Source organism: Mesorhizobium sp. WSM4830 (assembly GCF_055811495.1).
Genome location: NZ_JBVVQI010000005.1, coordinates 203460 through 221779, shown reverse-complemented (window position 1 = coordinate 221779; position 18320 = coordinate 203460). Strand labels below are relative to the sequence as shown.

The 18320-nt window shown below is 62.1% G+C and carries 15 protein-coding genes; 12 read left to right on the top strand and 3 right to left on the bottom strand.

Annotated elements, in window-relative coordinates; all coding sequences use genetic code 11:
* The first annotated feature begins 192 nt into the window (after positions 1 to 192).
* The 11 genes from pyrH (at position 193) to lpxB (ending at position 11579) form a co-directional block, all read left to right on the top strand.
* Entirely contained in the window at positions 193 to 915 is a 723-nt protein-coding gene (pyrH, locus tag AC0L2Y_RS09750; RefSeq protein WP_023674934.1) for a UMP kinase, read from the top strand.
* 91 nt (positions 916 to 1006) lie between these two features.
* Positions 1007 to 1561: a ribosome recycling factor gene (gene frr, locus AC0L2Y_RS09745; protein ID WP_084640965.1), complete on the top strand. Its 555-nt coding sequence runs from the start codon at positions 1007 to 1009 to the stop codon at positions 1559 to 1561.
* Positions 1562 to 1593: 32 nt separating this feature from the next.
* Entirely contained in the window at positions 1594 to 2316 is a 723-nt protein-coding gene (locus tag AC0L2Y_RS09740) for an isoprenyl transferase (RefSeq protein WP_352492017.1), read from the top strand.
* A 3-nt stretch (positions 2317 to 2319) separates the two neighbouring features.
* On the top strand, positions 2320 to 3153 hold the full coding sequence (locus AC0L2Y_RS09735; protein WP_352492016.1) for a phosphatidate cytidylyltransferase: 834 nt from the start codon (positions 2320 to 2322) through the stop codon (positions 3151 to 3153).
* Positions 3154 to 3257: 104 nt separating this feature from the next.
* Complete coding sequence (gene rseP, locus AC0L2Y_RS09730) at positions 3258 to 4400, top strand: RIP metalloprotease RseP (RefSeq protein ID WP_473555697.1); 1143 nt, start codon at positions 3258 to 3260, stop codon at positions 4398 to 4400.
* Positions 4401 to 4617: 217 nt separating this feature from the next.
* On the top strand, positions 4618 to 6972 hold the full coding sequence (bamA, locus tag AC0L2Y_RS09725; protein ID WP_473555695.1) for an outer membrane protein assembly factor BamA: 2355 nt from the start codon (positions 4618 to 4620) through the stop codon (positions 6970 to 6972).
* A 179-nt stretch (positions 6973 to 7151) separates the two neighbouring features.
* Positions 7152 to 8210 carry a UDP-3-O-(3-hydroxymyristoyl)glucosamine N-acyltransferase gene (gene lpxD / locus AC0L2Y_RS09720; RefSeq protein ID WP_292653516.1) on the top strand — a complete coding sequence of 353 codons (1059 nt, stop codon included), beginning with the start codon at positions 7152 to 7154 and terminating at the stop codon, positions 8208 to 8210.
* Entirely contained in the window at positions 8203 to 8667 is a 465-nt protein-coding gene (gene fabZ, locus AC0L2Y_RS09715) for a 3-hydroxyacyl-ACP dehydratase FabZ (RefSeq protein WP_023674942.1), read from the top strand. Before lpxD ends, fabZ begins: the two co-directional genes overlap by 8 nt.
* A gap of 13 nt (positions 8668 to 8680) precedes the next feature.
* Entirely contained in the window at positions 8681 to 9514 is an 834-nt protein-coding gene (gene lpxA / locus AC0L2Y_RS09710) for an acyl-ACP--UDP-N-acetylglucosamine O-acyltransferase (RefSeq protein WP_473555693.1), read from the top strand.
* Positions 9515 to 9520: 6 nt separating this feature from the next.
* Entirely contained in the window at positions 9521 to 10423 is a 903-nt protein-coding gene (locus tag AC0L2Y_RS09705) for an LpxI family protein (RefSeq protein ID WP_473555691.1), read from the top strand.
* Entirely contained in the window at positions 10413 to 11579 is a 1167-nt protein-coding gene (lpxB, locus tag AC0L2Y_RS09700; protein WP_473555689.1) for a lipid-A-disaccharide synthase, read from the top strand. The genes AC0L2Y_RS09705 and lpxB overlap by 11 nt, the downstream gene beginning before the upstream one ends.
* 116 nt (positions 11580 to 11695) lie before the next feature.
* Here the strand turns inward: lpxB and gltA are convergent, their stop codons facing one another.
* Together gltA and gltX are read right to left on the bottom strand one after the other, a co-directional pair.
* Complete coding sequence (gene gltA, locus AC0L2Y_RS09695) at positions 11696 to 13024, bottom strand: citrate synthase (RefSeq protein WP_254817305.1); 1329 nt, start codon at positions 13022 to 13024, stop codon at positions 11696 to 11698.
* A 179-nt stretch (positions 13025 to 13203) separates the two neighbouring features.
* Positions 13204 to 14625: a glutamate--tRNA ligase gene (gene gltX, locus AC0L2Y_RS09690; RefSeq protein ID WP_473555686.1), complete on the bottom strand. Its 1422-nt coding sequence runs from the start codon at positions 14623 to 14625 to the stop codon at positions 13204 to 13206.
* A 96-nt stretch (positions 14626 to 14721) separates the two neighbouring features.
* Here gltX and AC0L2Y_RS09685 point away from each other — a divergent pair, with 96 nt between their 5' ends.
* Positions 14722 to 17187 (top strand): ComEC/Rec2 family competence protein, encoded by a 2466-nt coding sequence (locus AC0L2Y_RS09685; protein WP_473555683.1) that lies wholly within the window; start codon positions 14722 to 14724, stop codon positions 17185 to 17187.
* Here the strand turns inward: AC0L2Y_RS09685 and lexA are convergent.
* Positions 17181 to 17915, bottom strand: coding sequence for a transcriptional repressor LexA (lexA, locus tag AC0L2Y_RS09680; protein WP_352448829.1), 735 nt, complete (start codon positions 17913 to 17915; stop codon positions 17181 to 17183). The two genes, AC0L2Y_RS09685 and lexA, sit on opposite strands and share 7 nt — an antisense overlap.
* Positions 17916 to 18320: the final 405 nt, after the last annotated feature.

Below are 18320 nucleotides of genomic sequence, written 5' to 3'. Positions count from 1 at the left end.
CTGGGTTATTTTTTCCTGCTTCACTTTCTATTCCCTTGATTTTTGGCGGGGTTTTTGTGTGTTTTACCCGGGCCCCCTACAAAATTTAGCGGGGGGGGGCGGGGGGTTACTCGGGGGCGCCCTTCGTGTATCGGAACGCCCAGTGTTTCGGGGCGCACCGAAACGCGTCACACGCACGATGACGAGGACCAGATGACGGTGAAGCCCCTCTACCGACGTGTCTTGCTGAAAGCATCGGGCGAAGCGTTGATGGGCGAGCAGCATTTCGGCATCGACGTATCGGTGGTCGACCGCATCGCCGCCGACATCGCCGAGGCCCGCGCACTGGGCATCGAAGTCGGTGTCGTCATCGGCGGCGGCAACATCTTCCGTGGCGTCGCGGTTGCCTCGAAGGGCGGCGACCGCGTTACCGGCGACCATATGGGCATGCTAGCCACTGTCATCAACTCGCTGGCGCTGCGCACCTCGCTCAACAAGATCGGCGTCGACGCCGTTGTGCTGTCGGCGATCGCCATGCCCGAGCTTTGCGAAAGTTTTTCGCAGCGTCAGGCGACCGCCTACATGAACCAGGGCAAGGTCGTTATCTTCGCCGGCGGCACCGGCAATCCGTTCTTCACCACCGATTCGGCTGCAGCCCTTCGCGCCGCCGAGATCGGGGCCGATGCTCTGTTCAAGGGCACCCAGGTCGACGGTGTCTATTCGGCTGATCCCAAGAAGGACCCGCACGCGACACGTTTCGAGCGGATCAGCCATGACGAAGTCATCAAACGCGGGCTTTCGATCATGGATACGGCGGCGATTGCACTTGCGCGCGAAAACAACATTCCGATAATCGTCTATTCGATCCACGAGAAGGGTGGTTTCGGCGATATCCTGAGGGGCGGCGGCCGTTGCACGGTTGTCGCAGACGATTGACCGAACCATGAACCCGAAAGGGACCGGTTGCGGATGAGGCTCGAACAGGGCCTAAGCAGTGAACCCGGGTTAACGGGTCGAGGAGACGATGATGAGTGGCGAATACGACGATCTCAAACGGCGCATGGACGGGGCGATCGCCGCGTTCAAGCATGATCTGGCTTCGCTGCGCACCGGCCGTGCGTCGAGCAACCTGCTCGATGCCGTCCAGGTGCAGGCCTATGGCACCACCATGCCGATCAACCAGGTGGCAACAGTGTCGGTGCCGGAACCGCGCATGATTTCGGTTTCGGTCTGGGACAAGTCGATGGTCAGCGCAGTCGACCGCGCCATCCGTGAAGCCAATCTCGGCTTCAATCCTATCGTCGACGGTACCAATCTCAGGATTCCGCTGCCCGAGCTCAACGAACAGCGCCGCAAGGAGCTGGTCAAGATCTCGCACGGTTATGCCGAGAATGCCCGCGTCGCCGCACGCCACGTTCGTCGGGACGGCATGGACTTTCTGAAAAAGGCGGAAAAGGACGGCGACATCAGTGAGGACGACCATCGCAAACGGGCCGACCAGGTTCAGAAACTGACCGACGAGACAATCAGCACCATCGACCACCTGCTTTCCGACAAGGAAGCGGAAATCATGCAGGTCTAGGGTCTGGCCACGCCTGGCCCGGAAGCGAGAATATGGCAACGCCCGCGCATGTCGCGATCATCATGGACGGAAACGGACGCTGGGCCAAGGCGCGCGGCTTGCCGCGGCTGGCCGGTCACCGCGCCGGCGTCGAGGCGCTGCGCAAGACAGTGCGGGCCGCCCCCGGCCTCGGCATCTCCTTCCTGACCGTCTACGCTTTTTCGTCGGAAAACTGGTCACGGCCGAAATCCGAAGTCAGCGACCTCATGGGCCTGCTGAAGCTTTTCATCCGACGTGACCTCGCCGAGCTGCACCAGAGTGGGGTGCGGATCAGGGTCATCGGTGACAGGGCAGGGCTGCAGCCCGACATAAGGGGGCTGCTCGAGGAAGCCGAAACGCTCACTCTCCGCAACGAGGCGCTGACACTGGTCATTGCCTTCAATTACGGCGGGCGCGATGAGATCGTGCGCACCGCGCGCAAGCTCGCAGCGGCGGTGGCGCGCGGTGAGATGGAGAGCGAGGCGATCACGGCCGATTCCTTTGCCAGCTCGCTCGATACAGAGGGCATTCCGGACCCGGAACTGGTCATCCGCACCAGCGGCGAGCTTCGGCTGTCCAACTTCCTGTTATGGCAGGCCGCCTATAGCGAACTCGTTTTCCTGCCTTGCTACTGGCCCGACTTCAGTCGCGAGCACCTGTCCGACGCACTGCGCGATTTCGCCGGCCGCGAGCGCCGCTTCGGCGGACTTGCCGCCCAAGATGTCGCCTCAGGCTGAGGAATGAGCAACCTCCAACTCCGGGTCATTTCGGCGGTCGTGCTTGGCATCGTCACGCTTGCCCTGACCTGGCTCGGCGGACTGTCCTTCCGGTTGCTTTGCGCCGCCATGGCGGCGGTGATCTTTTACGAGTGGACGCGGATGAGCCGCCCCGTTGCTCCGGCAGGTGCTAGTGCTACGGCAGGTCTCGGCTTTCTGCCGGAGGCGCTGATCGTGGTCTTTATTGGTGCCCTCGTCGCCGGCCTGCCTGCATCTTTGCTGCTGCCGCTCGTCGCGGCTCTGGTGGCTATCACTGCCGTCGCTTCCTCCATGCGCAGGGCAGGACCGTGGGAAGCATCCGGCCTTGCCTATGCGGCCGTGTCCGGCTTGTCGCTGGCCTTCTTGCGTGACGGCGACCATTCAGGGCTGCTGGCCATTCTGTTCCTATTCGCCGTGGTTTGGGCGACCGATATCTTTGCCTATTTCGTCGGCCGCTCCGTCGGCGGCCCAAGGCTGGCGCCGTCGATCTCGCCGGGCAAGACGCGGAGCGGGGCGCTCGGTGGGGTGGTCGGCGGCGTAGTGGCCGGGCTGCTTCTGGCCGCCGTAGCCGGAACGGGCAACCTCGTCGTGCTTGGCGTGGTCGCACTGGTGCTTTCGATCGTCGCGCAGGCCGGCGACCTGTTCGAATCATGGGTCAAGCGACGCCACGGCCGTAAAGATTCCGGCACGCTGATACCCGGCCATGGCGGCATCATGGATCGGGTCGACGGGCTTGTCGCGGCGGCTTTCGCCCTATACGTCATCGGCTGGATTTCCGCGACCGCCGATCATCCGGCACAGGGGCTGTTTCCGGTTTGAGCGGCATCGTCGGTGGGCCGGCGCGGGGCTGCGCCATGGATTCGCCCGGATTGATGTCACAGTCGCGGCGTGATCTGTGCCGTGAATGAATTTGAGGGCATGAGTTGAACGAGATTCTTCACGCGGTTTTCAGCACAGAGGGCTTTGTCCTCGGCACGCTGGTGCCTTTCCTGTTCGTGCTGACCGTGGTCGTTTTCGTCCACGAAATGGGCCACTACCTCGTCGGCCGCTGGTGCGGTATCGGCGCAAAAGCCTTTTCGATCGGTTTCGGCCCTGAGATCATAGGCTTCAACGACAGCCGCGGCACGCGCTGGAAGCTTTGCGCCATACCGCTTGGCGGCTACGTCAAGTTCGTCGGCGACATGAACGCGACGTCGAGCCAGCCCAGCTCGGAGGAGATCGAGGCGCTTAGCGACGAGGAACGCAAGGTCGCCTTCCACACGCAGCCGATCTGGAAGCGTGTGGCGACCGTCGTGGCGGGGCCGCTGTTCAACTTCCTGCTGACGATCGCCGTCTTTGCCGTGCTGTTTTCCGTCCATGGCCGGCCCGTGCTGGAGCCGATGGTGGCCGAGGTCACCGTCGGCAGTCCGGCCGCCGCGGCCGGCATCATGCCCGGCGACCGATTCGTCAGCGTCGACGGCAGCAAGGTCGAGACCTTTGCCGACGTCCAGCGTCTGGTCTCTGGCCGCGCCGGCGACAGCATCACCTTCGTCATGCTACGCGGCGGCAAGGAAATCACCGTCACGGCGACGCCGCGCTTGATGGAACAACAAGACGCGCTGGGCAACAAGGTCCAGGTGGCCGTGATCGGCGTCGTCAATAATAAGGAACTCGGCCAGCCGCGGCTGATCACCTACAGTCCGGCCGGGGCGGTCGGGGCAGCGGTCCAGGAAACCGGGCACGTCATCCAGCGCACCGGCCAGTTCCTGCAACGTTTCGTTGTCGGTCGCGAGGACAAGTGCCAGCTGGGCGGCCCCATCAAGATCGCCAAGATGTCGGGTCAGGCGGCAAAGCTCGGCTTTGAATGGCTCGTGCAGCTTGTTGCATTCCTGTCAGTCGGGATAGGGATTCTGAACCTATTGCCGATTCCCCCCCTCGACGGAGGGCATCTTCTGTTCTACGGCGTGGAGGCTGTCATCCGGCGGCCGGTGTCCGAACGGATGATGGAAATGGCTTACCGAAGCGGCCTCATATTGGTGCTCGGCTTCATGGGCTTTGTTTTCTGGAACGATCTGTTTGGGTGCTGAAATCATGAAGGAATTTGGCTTCGGCACAAGCAATGTTGAGACGCCGTTTACCATGCGTGGGGATATGCGTGACGCGAAAGCCACGCCGCAGGGTTAAGTAAATACAAATTAACCAGAAGCCTTGCGTGTAGGGAAAATCCGGTTAATACGGTAGGGGAAATTACCGCACGTCCGGTTTTCTCGCCGTGGGGACTTCGAGAAAAGGTACAAAAGCCCGATGAAGGCAGCATCCAAGTTTCTGAGCGCCGCGTCCGCGGTGGCTATGTCCGCCGCTCTGGTTGTACCAGGCGCGCTCGCAGTGCAGTTCGTTGCCACATCGGCCGCCGAGGCGGCTGTCGTCTCCAGAGTCGAAGTCACCGGCAATCAGCGCGTCGACGCGGACACCATCCGCAATTACGTGACGATCAAACCCGGCAAGGCGTTTTCAAGTTCGGATATCGACGATGCGGTCAAGGCGCTGTTTGGCACCGGGCTGTTTTCGGACGTGCAGATCAACCAGGTCGGATCGACGCTGGTCATCAAGGTTTCTGAATACCAGGTCGTCAACCAGGTCCTGTTCCAGGGCAACAAGAAGCTCAAGGACAACGCGCTTGAAGCCGCGGTGCAATTGAAGCCGCGCGGCACCTTCTCGCAACAGCAGCTCGACGCCGATGTCGAGGCGGTCAAGGCCGCATACCGGCGTATCGGCCGCGACGATGCCGCCGTGACCACCCAAATCATGGATCTCGGCGACAACCGCGTAAACGTGGTCTTCAACATCAACGAAGGCGGCCGCACCCAGATCGCAGCGATCAATTTCGTCGGCAACAGTGCCTATTCGAGCCGCCGGCTGTCGGACATCATCTCCACCAAACGCTCGTCCTTCCTTTCGTTCGTGCTGCGCGACGACGTCTATGACGAGGACAAGCTGCGCGCCGACCAGGAGCTGCTGCGCCGCTTCTATTACAATCACGGCTATGCCGACTTCCAGGTCGTCTCGGCTGTCGGCGAACTCGACGACACAACCAACAAATACACCGTCACCATCACGGTGCAGGAGGGCGAGCGTTATACGTTCGGGGATGTCAGCGTCGAAAGCACGATCCCCGAGGTCGACAGCAAGTCGCTTGAATCGGTGGTCGAGACGCACAAGGGCGATGTCTACAACGCCAAGAACGTCGAGGACACGATCATTGCGCTGACCGAGAAGGTGGCTGGATCCGGCTATGCCTTCGCCCAGGTGACGCCGCGTGGCGACCGCAACTTCGAGAACCACACGATCTCGGTCGTCTATACGGTCGACCAGGGTACCAAGGCCTATATCGAGCGCATCGAGATTCGCGGCAACGATCGGACGCGCGACTACGTCATTCGCCGCGAGTTCGATGTCAGCGAAGGCGACGCTTTCAATCAGGTCCTCATCCAGCGCGCGAAGAGGCGGCTGGAAGCGCTCGATTATTTTGAGAAAGTCGAAATCTCTACTGTTCCCGGTTCCGAGCCGGACCAGGTTGTGCTGGTGGTCGACGTGGTCGAGAAATCGACCGGTGAGTTCACCGTCGGCGCCGGTTATTCGAGCGGGGGTGAAACGTCAGGTCCGTCCGTCGAAGGCTCCATCAGTGAGCGCAACTTCCTCGGTCGCGGCCAATTCATCAAGGTGGCGGCGGGCGGTGGCAAGAACTCGCGCGACTACAGCTTCTCTTTCACCGAACCCTATTTCCTCGGACGCCGCATCGCGGCTGGCTTCGACATCTACAAGCAGAGCCGTAACTACGACCATTACGACAGCGACACGACAGGCGCGACCGTTCGCTTCGGCCTGCCGATCACCGACAACATCTCGACGCAGCTGGCGTATAACATTGCGCAAGAGAAGTACGAGTTCGACGAGGGCTGCGACCCAGCGGCCGGTTGCGACGTGTCCCAGGCGATCCAAAACGGCGTTAACGAGAGCCCATGGCTCAAGTCTTCGGTCAGTCTCGGCCTGGTCTACAATACAATCGACGACATGAAGAACCCGCATGATGGTATTTATGCCAATGTCGGCACCGAAGTCGCTGGCCTCGGCGGTGACGCCAAGTTCATCAAGGTAACGGCGCGCGGCAGCATTTATCAGACGCTGTCCGAACAATTGGATCTGGTGGGCCTCATTTCGGGCGGCGCCGGCCATGTGCAAGGGTATGGCAACGGCGATCTGCGCGTCTTCGACCATTTCCAGAGCAGCGACCGTATGATCCGCGGTTTCGAATACGGCGGCATCGGCCCGGTTGCTTCGGACAACAGCAATGACCATCTCGGCGGCACTACATACTTCAATGCCTCGGCAGAAGCGCAGTTCCCGCTGCCGGTCATCCCCGAAAGCTTCGGTTTGCGCGGCGCGGTGTTCGCCGATGCGGCAACGCTCTACGGCAGCAAAATCGCAAGTGGCCTTGTCAATTCTTCGACAACCGGCATGGAATGGCGCGCTTCCGTCGGTGTCGGTGTGATGTGGGCATCGCCTTTCGGGCCGATCCGCATCGACTATGCGATCCCGGTCAAGAAGGAAAAGACCGACGACGTGCAGGAATTCAACTTCGGCATATCGACCCGCTTCTGATGTGCGGGCAATGATGCTTCCGGCTCGTTTGGATCCGGATGGCAGTGATCCGACACTACAGCGCAGCGCGTCCTATCGGACGCGCAAAGGACGTTGTAGTACATTGATTTGCGCATGATCCTTTCCGAGGGTCGATTTCCGATTTCGGGGTCATGCGCCAGCTGGATATTGCTTCTGGAATGACCGATCCGGTGTTCTTCGCGCCCTCACGCCGGTATACGGCCGGCGAAGTCGCGAATCTGACCGGCTCGACACTTGTCGATTCCGGTCTCTCCGATGTATCGATCGAAGCTCTGGCGCCCGCCAACGAAGGCGGCGAGAACGCCCTTGTCTTCGTCGACGGCAGGCGCAATTTCGCCCTGATGCAGGCACTGCGGGCGGCGGCGGTTCTCTGCCCTGCCGAATTTGCCGGCAAGGCGCCGGCGGGCATCGCGGTGCTGGTGCATCCGCGCCCGCAGCAGGCTTTCGCAATGGTCGGGCGTCTGCTTTTCCCCGCGGCTGCGACGCCTGGACCGATGACCGGCGAAACCGGTATCTCGCCGCACGCCCATATCGATGCGACCGCCCATGTCGAGGCCGGTGCAATCATCGAAGCAGGTGCGGTCATCGGACCGCGCGCTGCCATCGGCAGCGGGACCGTCATTGCCCCGCATGCGGTCATCGGTCCATCCTCGCAGATCGGCCGCGACGGCTATGTCGGTCCAGGAGCCAGCGTGCAATATGCGTTGATTGGCAATCGCGTCATCATCCATGGCGGTGCCAGGATCGGGCAGGATGGCTTCGGTTTCGTGGCCGGCGCCAAAGGTCCGGAGCGGGTTCCGCAGATCGGCCGCGTCATCATCCAGGACGACGTCGAGATCGGGTCGAATACGACCGTCGATCGCGGCGCCATGTCCGACACGATCATCGGCCAGGGTACCAAGATCGACAATCTGGTACAGATCGCCCACAACGTTCGCATTGGCCGCAATTGCATAATAGCCGGGCTTTCGGGTATTTCCGGTTCCGTGACAGTAGGCGACAACGTCACCATGGGTGGCGGCGTCGGCCTTGCGGATCATCTGACCATCGGGTCCGGGGCCAAGCTTGCGGCAAGAAGCGGGTTTATGAGCAACGTGCCTGCCGGTGAGATTTGGGGAGGATATCCGGCGCAGCCGATGGCGGAAGCCATGCGCGAGATAGCGGCCTTGCGCAGACTTGCACGGACGCGCAAACAGGGTGAGGGGGGAAATGGCTGACATCGCAGCGGCGACGCTCGAAGCGGTTGACATAATGCGGCTGATGAAGCTCCTGCCGCACCGCTATCCGTTCTTGATGATCGACCGCATTGTCGACATAGATGGCGACGAATCCGCGATCGGCATCAAGAACGTCACCATAAACGAGCCGCATTTCCAGGGTCATTTCCCGGACCAGCCGGTCATGCCCGGCGTGCTGATCATCGAGGCGATGGCGCAGACGGCCGGCGCCATCTGCATCCGCAGCCTTGGTACGGAAAAGCCGTCGCTGGTTTATTTCCTGACCATCGACAATGCCAAGTTCCGCAAGCCGGTCGTTCCAGGCGACCAGTTGAAAATTCATGTGAAGAAAATCAAGAAACGCGGCAATCTTCTCAAATTCGCTTGCGAGGCCCTCGTCGATGGCGCCAAGGCGGCGGAAGCCGAGATCTCGGCGATGATGGTCGCAAGCGGCTGACAAACGAATGCTAATGAAAATCCAGACAGTCATCCATCCATCGTCGGTCATCGAGCCAGGCGCCCAAATCGGCGAAGGCGCCCGCATCGGGCCCTTCTGTCACGTCGGCCCCGACGCCGTGATCGGCGACCGCGTCGAACTGGTCAGCCATGTCTCGGTGATTGGCGCGACCACCATCGGTGCATCGACCAAGGTCTATCCGATGGCGATACTGGGCGGGCCGCCGCAGAACACCAAGCACAAGGGCGGCCGGACCACGCTGGTGATCGGCGAGAATTGCACGATCCGCGAAGGCGTCACCATGCATGTCGGCACCGATTCCAGCCGCGGCGAGACGACGATCGGCGACAACGGCAATTTCCTTGCCTATGCCCACATTGCCCATGACTGCGTGGTCGGCAAGAACGCCACCTTCGCCAATCAAGCGACGTTAGGCGGGCATTGCGAAGTCGGCGACAATGTCTACATCGGCGGCCTTACCGCGGTTCATCAGTTTGTCCGCATCGGCGATAACGCCTTTCTCGGCGGTTGCTCGGCGATCGTCGGCGACGTCATTCCTTACGCCATCGCTGTTGGCAACCGTGCCAGCCTTCGCGGCCTCAACATCATTGGCCTGAAGCGCGCCGGCCTGCCGCGTTCGGAGATCCACTTGCTGCGCAAAGCCTACAAGACGATCTTCGATCGCTCCCGGACCGTCGGCGAAAACATCGAATTCGCCAAGGCGGAATTCGCCTCGTCGCCGACTGCCATGAAGATCGTCGACTTCATCGCCGGTCGCGGCAAGCGGCACTACGCCGTGCCGTCGCTCAAGGGTACCGACGGCGACGATACCGATGATGAAGACTGAGGGCAGATGACGAAGATTGAGGCTGCCGGAAAGGGCCTTGATCTCGCGCCAGATGCCAAGGTCGGCATCATCGCCGGCGGCGGCAGCCTCCCGGTCGAAATTGCCCGAGCGCTCGCCCGGCAAGGCAAATCGCCCTTCGTCGTGATGGCGGCCGGCGAGGTCGATCGCATAGCCGATTTCGAGCCCTATGAGCAGGCAACCTTGAGGCTGGAAGACGTCGGCTCGCTGCTGCCGATCCTTAAGCGGCATCACGTTACGCATCTCGTAGCCGCGGGTCATATCACGCGGCGCCCCAGGCTGAGCGCCATGCGCCTCAATTTGGGCCTGCTCGCGTGGCTACCCAGCCTGTTCGTCGGTGTAAGCCGGGGGGACGACACGGTGCTGAAACTGTTCGTGCGCAGGATCGAGCGCAGCGGCATCAAGGTCGTCGGCGCTCACGAGATCGTGCCGGAGCTGGTCGCTGCCGAAGGCCTGCTGACCAAGGCGGCGCCACGCAAATCCGACTGGCGCGACATCGAGGCGGCGCACGCGGCGGCAAAAGCCATCGGCGAGCTGGACATCGGCCAAGCGGCTGTTGCGGTCGGCGGCCGCACCATTGCCTTGGAAGGCGTCGAAGGCACCGACGGGCTGCTCGAGCGGACAAAACAATTACGCGGGCACGGCAGGCTGGCTGGCAGGAGCCGTGGTGTTTTGGTCAAATGTGCCAAGCCCGGTCAGGAACTGCGTGCCGATCTGCCCTCCATCGGTCCGCTGACCGTCGAGGCGGCGCATGCCGCCGGACTGGCCGGCATTGCCGTCGAAGCCGGCCGCTCGCTGGTGCTCGAAGGTCCCGCCACCATCGGGCGTGCCAATGCGCTCGGCCTCTTCGTGATCGGGCTGCCTGCTGCGGAGCCGGTGCATGGCGAATGAGCGGCCGTTGAAGATAGCCGTCGTCGCAGGCGAGGAGTCCGGCGACCTGCTTGGCGCCGACCTTGTGCAGGCGCTCAAGCGCATGACCGGGTGCGACGTTCGGCTTGTCGGCATCGGCGGCCGCCATTTGCAGGCGCTCGGCCTAGCGCCATTGTTCGACGGCAGCGAGATCGCGCTGATGGGCCTTAGCGCCATCCTGCGCGACCTGCCGCGCCTGATGCGGCGGATCGGCCAGACGGCAAACGCGATTGCCGGTGAAAAGCCCGATTGCCTTATCACCATCGACAGTCCGGATTTCTCACTGCGCGTCGCCAAGAAGGTGCGTGCCGCCGATCCGACCATCCCGACCGTCCACTATGTCTGCCCGAGCGTGTGGGCTTGGCGGCCGGGCAGGGCGGCGGCGATGAAGCCATATGTCGATCACATCCTTTGCATCCTGCCGTTCGAGATGAAGGAACTCGCTCGCCTGGGCGGGCCGCCCGGCACCTATGTCGGGCATCGCCTTGTACATGATCCGGGCATAATCAGTGCCGCCAGGGCGCAGGCGCAGCCGCGTAACCTGTCCGCAGATCACGTCAAAACATTGCTTGTATTGCCCGGTTCGCGTCGCGGCGAGGTGCGACGCCTGGTTGGGCCGTTCGGCGAGACGGTGTCGATCCTGCGGGCGCGCGGGCACCGCCTGCGCCTGCTGTTGCCAACGGTCCCGCACGTCGCCGACCTGGTCAGGACCTCAGTCGCGAGCTGGGACGAGAAGCCGGAGATCATCCTTGATGCCGAACGCAAATGGCAGGCCTTCGGCAAGGCGGATGCGGCGCTGATCGCGTCGGGGACGGTATCGCTGGAACTGGCATTGGCGGGTGTGCCGATGATCTCCTGCTACCGGCTCGATCCGGTCATGCGCATGGCGCAGCCGCTGATCAAAGTATGGAGCGCAGCGTTGCCCAATCTCATTGCCGACCGGCCGGTTGTGCCGGAACACTACAATCAATATGTGCGGCCGCATTATCTGGCGCGGCAACTGGAGGCGCTGTTCTCCGATACCGCCTACCGCACCTGGCAGAAGCACGGTTTTGCCGACATTGCCGGGCGTATGGCAACCGCCAAGCCGTCAGGCGAGATGGCCGCGGGGGTGGTGATGGGGATGGTGAGTGAATAGTGAATAGTGAATAGTACTCTATAGACAGGAGCGACGCTTCGCTGCTCCAATTCACCATTCACCATTCACCATTCACCATTCACCATTCACCATTCACCATTCACCATTCACCACCTTCACCGCTTCGCGATCGGCACGTAATCCCGTTCCGGCGCGCCGGTATAGAGCTGGCGTGGGCGACCGATCTTCTGGTGCGGGTCCTCGATCATCTCCTTCCACTGCGCGATCCAGCCGACGGTACGGGCGACCGCGAACAGCACGGTGAACATGGTGGTGGGGAAGCCCAGCGCCTTCAGTGTGATTCCGGAATAGAAATCGACGTTCGGATAGAGCTTCTTCTCGATGAAATAGGAATCGGTCAGCGCAATCTTTTCCAGCTCCATGGCGATGTCGAGCAGCGGATCGTCCTTGATGCCGAGCTCGCCCAGGACCTCGTGCGCGGTCTTCTGCATGATCTTGGCGCGCGGATCGTAGTTCTTATAAACGCGGTGGCCAAATCCCATCAATCGGAACGGATCGTTCTTATCCTTGGCGCGCGCAATGAATTCCGGGATGTGATCGACATGGCCGATCTCGCCCAGCATGTTCAAGGCTGCCTCGTTGGCGCCTCCATGTGCAGGACCCCACAGGCAGGCGATGCCGGCAGCGATACAGGCAAAGGGATTGGCACCCGACGAGCCGGCCAGGCGGACGGTTGAAGTCGAGGCGTTCTGTTCGTGGTCGGCGTGCAGGATGAAGATGCGCTCCATCGCGCGGGCCAGCACCGGATTGATCTTGTATTCCTCGCAAGGCACGGCGAAGCACATATGCAGGAAGTTGGCTGCGAAATTCAGCTCGTTCTTCGGATAGATGAATGGCTGGCCGATGTGGTATTTATAGGCCATCGCCGCGATCGTCGGCATCTTGGCGATCAGCCGCATTGAGGCGACCATGCGTTGATAAGGGTCCGAGATGTCGGTGGAATCGTGATAGAAGGCCGACAGCGCGCCGACCACGCCGCACATCACCGCCATCGGATGCGCATCACGCCGGAAGCCGGTGAAAAAGCGCGACATCTGCTCATGCACCATGGTGTGGCGCGTCACCCGGTAGTCGAAATCGTCCTTCTGCGCCTTGGTCGGTAGTTCACCATAGAGCAAGAGATAGCAGACTTCGAGGAAGTCGCCGTGCTCGGCCAATTGGTCGATCGGGTAGCCGCGGTGCAAAAGAATGCCGGCATCGCCATCGATGAAGGTGATTTCCGATTCGCAGCTCGCCGTCGACGTAAAGCCGGGATCGTAGGTAAAGACGCCGGCGGTGTTGTACAGCGAACCGATGTCGATGACGTCAGGTCCTACCGAACCACTTCGTATCTTGAATTCATGAGTTTTGCCGCCGAGTTCCAGCTTTGCCGTCGATGCCTGGGTTTTGCCGCCAAATTCCATTTTTGTCGCAGGTTCGGTCATAGCAAACTCCTTTTTGTTTCCTCAGGCCGGCAAAGGCAAAATATCTGAACCCAACACATCAAAAGCATCGGAATACGCACATTTGCGCCCGCAATTGTATCTGCGCGCCAGATTAGGCCAAGACCCAATGTTGCACTGCGAAACACACCTTTCAATGCCAATCTTCTTGGGCCAGTTTGCTAATCGATTTGATCAGCGATCCGCGCCAGGCTTTCCTCGTGGCCAAGCACGGCTAGCACATCAAAGACACCTGGCGAGGTACTTTTGCCGGTGAGCGCGGCGCGCAAAGGTTGGGCCACGGCGCCGAGTTTATGGCCGCCCGCCTGCGCATAGTCGCGGATCGCGGCTTCCGCTGAAGCGGCAGACCAATCCGAAACCGTGGCTAGTGCCGCATGAGCGCCCCGCAGGATCGCGCGCGCCTCACCGCTGAGCAGCGCCGCCGCCTTCTCGTCCACCGGCAGCGGCCGCTCGACGAACAGGAATGCAGCCCCTTCGAGAAGTTCGACCAGCGTCTTGGCGCGCTCCTTCAGGCCCGGCAAAGCGGCAAGCAGTTGCGCCCTGCGTCTGTCGTCGAGGCGCGCGGCAATTGCCGGGCCGCCTTCCAAATAGGGCAGAGTGGCGATAAAGATGTCGAGCAGCGCCGCGTCGTTCATCCGGCGCATATGCACGCCATTGAGCGCCTCGAGTTTGGCGAAGTCGAAACGGGCGGCGCCCTTGTTGACGTCGCCAATGTCGAACCATGCGATCATGTCGGCGATCGACATGATCTCATCATCGCCGTGGCTCCAGCCAAGCCTCGCCAGATAGTTGAGCAGCGCCTCCGGCAGGTAGCCCATGGCGCGATAGGCCTCGACGCCAAGCGCACCGTGCCGCTTCGACAGCTTGGCGCCGTCGGCACCGTGGATCAGCGGGATATGCGACATCGACGGCACCTCCCAGCCCATGGCCTGATAGATTACGGTCTGGCGTGCGGCGTTGGTCAAATGATCGTCGCCGCGGATGATGTGGGTGATGCCCATGTCGTGATCGTCGACGACGACGGCATGCATGTAGGTGGGATTGCCGTCCGAGCGCAGAATAATGAAATCGTCGAGATCCTTGTTGGGAAAACGCACATCGCCCTGGACGCGGTCATGCACCACCGTCTCGCCGTCTGTCGGCGCCTTGATGCGGATCGCCCCCTTGGCGCCGGGCGGCGCCTCCGACGGGTCGCGGTCGCGCCAGCGTCCGTCATAGCGGGGAGGCAGCCCCTTGGCCCGTGCGCTCTCGCGCATTGTTTCCAGCTCGGCAGGCGTCGCATAACAATAATAGGCCTTGCCCATGCGAACGAGCTCCTCGGCCACCTCGTGGTGGCGCGGAGCACGCTCGAACTGCGACACCGGCTCGCCGTCCCATGTCAGGCCAAGCCAGGAAAGCCCGTCGAGAATGGCCGCGGTTGCCGCATCGGTGGAGCGCTCGCGGTCGGTGTCCTCGATGCGCAGCAGCATCGTGCCGCCTGTGTGCTTGGCATACAGCCAGTTGAACAGCGCCGTGCGGGCGCCGCCAATGTGCAGATAGCCGGTGGGCGAGGGGGCAAAACGGGTGACGACCTTATCGGGCATGGAACTCTCAGGCGGGCGAAGGAAGTGGGTTTGCGGACTTTCGCGCGTCGCGCGTTCATGTAGCATAGGAGGTTGAGGGCGCAAGGGGCAGACCCGATGGCTGTGCGAGGCCGTGGTGCGGGCGAGGGCGAGGACGCTGGCAGCGGCGTCAGCGAACGCTTGCTGTTTGCCGCTCCCCTGCCTGTCCTGCCGGCGCCGGCATTGCTGCCCACTCCACGCTTCGATTCCCGGTCCTTGCCGACAGGTGAATCAACAACGGTTCCGGTGCCCACGGCCGAACCCATCGTGCGCCTGCCCAGGCGTTTGCGCCTCCCGTCACCGTCCCGCATCCGCAACAGCGTAACCTTGGCAGCCGGCCTGGAACTCGACCGTGGCGTCGCCTTCCTGCTGGTGCCGGTGTTCCTCGCATGCGGGGTGGTCGTATATTTCGCGCTGGCGGTGGAGCCGCCCTTTCCACAGCCGATCGCAATCGTGCTCCTCGCGGCCCTTTGTGCCGTCGTCTCGCGGTCATGGCCCAGGACGCGCCTGTGTTTCATGGTGGCGTTACTCTGCGCGCTTGGCGTACTTGCCGCCAAGTTCGAGACCTGGCGTGTCGGAACGCATATGCTCGGTTCCGAAATCTCGACGCGGCTGACGGGTCGCGTTGTATCGTACGAGCCCATGGCGAGCGGCCGCATCAGGCTGACGATCGATGTGATCTCAACCGCCAGGCCGACACTGCGCTACATGCCGGAACGGGTCCGCGTTTCGGCGATGAAGATACCGGCTGAGCTCACCGCCGGTTCCGAGATCACCGGCTATGTGCGGCTGCTGCCGCCGACCGGCCCGGTGCGGCCCGACAGCTATGATTTCTCCTTCGACAGCTATTTCGCCGGTATCGGCGGCAGCGGCTTTTTTCTCGGCAATCCGAAAGTCGTGCCGTCGGGCAGCATGCCGCTTGCCGCGCAGCTTTCTTCCGCGATCGAAGACGCGCGCGAATCCATCGCCGACCATATCCGCAGCCGCATCGGCGGCGCCGAGGGCGAGATTGCCGCTGCGCTGATCGTCGGCGTGCGCGCCGGCATTCCCGAGGAGATCAACGAAGCGATGCGGCGTACAGGCATCTATCACATCATCTCTATCTCGGGGCTGCATATGGCGTTGGTCGCCGGCACCATCATGGCGCTGCTACGCGGCGCCTTTGCGCTGTTTCCCGATTTCTCATCGCGACGGCCGGTCAAGAAATATGCCGCGGCCGCCGCGCTTTTTTCGATTGCGGCCTACCTCGTCTTTTCCGGCATTGTGGTAGCGGCCGAACGCAGCTTCATCATGCTGGCGGTGATGCTTATCGCCGTGCTGTTCGACCGGGCCGCGCTCACCATGCGCAACCTGGCGATCTCGGCCATCGCGGTCATCCTGGTGTCGCCGCACGAGGTGGTCGGTCCGAGTTTCCAGATGTCCTTCGCCGCGACGGCGGCCCTTGTCGGCGCCTATGCAGGCTGGTCCGATTACCGCGCCGGCAGGGCCGCCACGCCGCCGCTGCGGCGGTCGCCGCTACGCTTTGCCACGCGAAAGGTCCTGCTGGGCATGGGCGGCCTAGCGATGACCTCGATCATTGCAGGGAGCGCCACGGCGCTTTTCGCCATATGGCACTTCCAGCGCGTGGCGCCGCTCAGCCTGTTCGCCAATCTGGCCATCATGCCCATCGTCTCACTGGTCGTCATGCCCTTCGCCGTTCTCAGCGCGCTGGCGATGCCGTTCGGTGCGGATGGGCCGTTCCTCTATGTGATGGGCAAGGGGCTAACGGCGATGATCGCCCTGTCCGGGTGGATCTCCGAGCGCTCGCCGATCGATGCGGTCGGGCTGATTTCGCTGAGATCCGTCCTTCTGGTGACGATCGCCCTCGTCATTGCCAGCATGGCGACGACCTGGTTGCGGCTCGCGGCACTTCCTTTTGCGCTCGCCGGCTTGCTGACGACAACGCAGACGCGCGTACCCGATGTATTGATCTCGGAGGACGCACGGCTGGTCGCGCTGCCGATTGGGAGCGGTGAACTCGCGATCAACCGGGCACGCCCGAATGAGTTCACCATCGACAACTGGAAACGCGCGCTCACATCAGAGGCTATCGTCGCGCCGGAAACACCTGGAAAGAACGACCCGCAATTCGACATTGCCGATCCGGCCGAACTACCGCCGGGCATGCCGTTCATTTGCACGGACGGCCTCTGCCTTGCCAGGCATCCATCCGGCGCGATCATCGCGCAAGCCAAGGACCGCAATACTGCGCGGCCAGCCTGCGCCTTTGCCAGTTTGATCGTCATCGACGACGCCACCGCCCATAACCCCTGCTACTACGACCGGCTGGTCCTCGTCGTCACCAAACGGCAACTGGCGCGCGCGGGAAGTGCCGCCGTCTATTTCGATCCACAAGCGGCAACACGCGCCGAAATCCGTTTCGCAGTCGAAAAATCATACCGGCCCTGGCACGTGCAGCGGAAATTTTCACGCGCGGCGCGGGGCCTGCCGCCATACCGCAGGGCCGACAAACCCAAAGCCGGCGCCAAGGGCGGAGCTCAGTAGCGGCGGATCAGTCCGACGAGCTTGCCTTGCACCTTGACCCTGTCTGGTCCGAAGATGCGCGTCTCGTAGGCCGGATTGGCGGCTTCCAGGGCGATCGAAGCGCCCTTGCGGCGGAACCGCTTCAGCGTCGCTTCCTCCTCGTCGACCAGTGCCACCACGATCTCACCGGGGCTCGCCGTATCGGCATTGCGGATGATCACCGTGTCGCCGTCGAAAATGCCAGCCTCGATCATCGAATCGCCTTTGACCTCGAGCGCATAATGCTCGCCGCCCATGATCATATCCGGCGGCACCGAAATCGAATGCGTCTGGTGCTGGATGGCGTCGATCGGCACACCGGCGGCGATGCGGCCCATCACCGGGATCGAAACGGCGGCGACGACATCGTCGTCATTTCCGGCCGCAGGGACGCGCGACGATGTCGGCTTGCCTTGCCGCGGACCGCCTTGCCCAAGACTGCCCTGGATGACACTCGGCGAGAACTTGCGTGCCGCATTGAGGCCGGGGGCGATCGAGTCAGGCAGGCGCAGCACCTCCAGCGCACGGGCCCGGTTGGGCAAACGGCGAATGAAGCCGCGCTCCTCCAGTGCCGTAATAAGCCGGTGGATTCCCGATTTGGAAGCCAGGTCGAGCGCTTCCTTCATCTCGTCGAAGGAAGGCGGGATACCGCTTTCCTTCAATCTTTCGTGGATGAACATAAGCAGTTCGTGTTGTTTGCGTGTCAGCATAGCGACCCCCAACAGAATCAGAAAAACAAACCCAGAACAAACACTATCTGTTCCAGTTGTGTTCCGCAACTGTTTAAAGTTTAATGAATGCGTTAAGGCTCGGGAAACAAACGACGTCCCCTAACCGGGGTACCGCACTTTCACCGTCGCGAGCCTCATCGCCTTGATTCTGCTTTCGTTTGCGCCCTTCTGGCTTCCCGGAAGGCCACATTGGCATCGGCCGTCGGTCGGCAAATGGCACGGAAGTGAACCCTATCGAGTGTGCGGTTTGGTCAATGCACCGTGAACGAAACGAACTCAAAACGCCAACCTCGGGTTAGGTCCTGGTTTCCATCGCCTGGTCAGGCTGCTTCTCGCCGGTGGAGTCTTGCTGCGCGCAACCAGGTAATGGAAGAACAGTCGATG

Excerpts from the sequence above, each read along its gene's own strand:
- lexA (WP_352448829.1), bottom strand. The coding sequence starts at position 17,915 with ATGCTGACACGCAAACAACACGAACTGCTTATGTTCATCCACGAAAGA.
- AC0L2Y_RS09705 (WP_473555691.1), top strand. The coding sequence starts at position 9,521 with ATGACGAAGATTGAGGCTGCCGGAAAGGGCCTTGATCTCGCGCCAGAT.
- lpxA (WP_473555693.1), top strand. The coding sequence starts at position 8,681 with ATGAAAATCCAGACAGTCATCCATCCATCGTCGGTCATCGAGCCAGGC.
- frr (WP_084640965.1), top strand. The coding sequence starts at position 1,007 with ATGAGTGGCGAATACGACGATCTCAAACGGCGCATGGACGGGGCGATC.
- AC0L2Y_RS09735 (WP_352492016.1), top strand. The coding sequence starts at position 2,320 with ATGAGCAACCTCCAACTCCGGGTCATTTCGGCGGTCGTGCTTGGCATC.
- gltA (WP_254817305.1), bottom strand. The coding sequence starts at position 13,024 with ATGACCGAACCTGCGACAAAAATGGAATTTGGCGGCAAAACCCAGGCA.
- pyrH (WP_023674934.1), top strand. The coding sequence starts at position 193 with ATGACGGTGAAGCCCCTCTACCGACGTGTCTTGCTGAAAGCATCGGGC.
- bamA (WP_473555695.1), top strand. The coding sequence starts at position 4,618 with ATGAAGGCAGCATCCAAGTTTCTGAGCGCCGCGTCCGCGGTGGCTATG.
- AC0L2Y_RS09685 (WP_473555683.1), top strand. The coding sequence starts at position 14,722 with ATGGCTGTGCGAGGCCGTGGTGCGGGCGAGGGCGAGGACGCTGGCAGC.
- lpxD (WP_292653516.1), top strand. The coding sequence starts at position 7,152 with ATGACCGATCCGGTGTTCTTCGCGCCCTCACGCCGGTATACGGCCGGC.
- fabZ (WP_023674942.1), top strand. The coding sequence starts at position 8,203 with ATGGCTGACATCGCAGCGGCGACGCTCGAAGCGGTTGACATAATGCGG.
- lpxB (WP_473555689.1), top strand. The coding sequence starts at position 10,413 with ATGGCGAATGAGCGGCCGTTGAAGATAGCCGTCGTCGCAGGCGAGGAG.
- AC0L2Y_RS09740 (WP_352492017.1), top strand. The coding sequence starts at position 1,594 with ATGGCAACGCCCGCGCATGTCGCGATCATCATGGACGGAAACGGACGC.
- gltX (WP_473555686.1), bottom strand. The coding sequence starts at position 14,625 with ATGCCCGATAAGGTCGTCACCCGTTTTGCCCCCTCGCCCACCGGCTAT.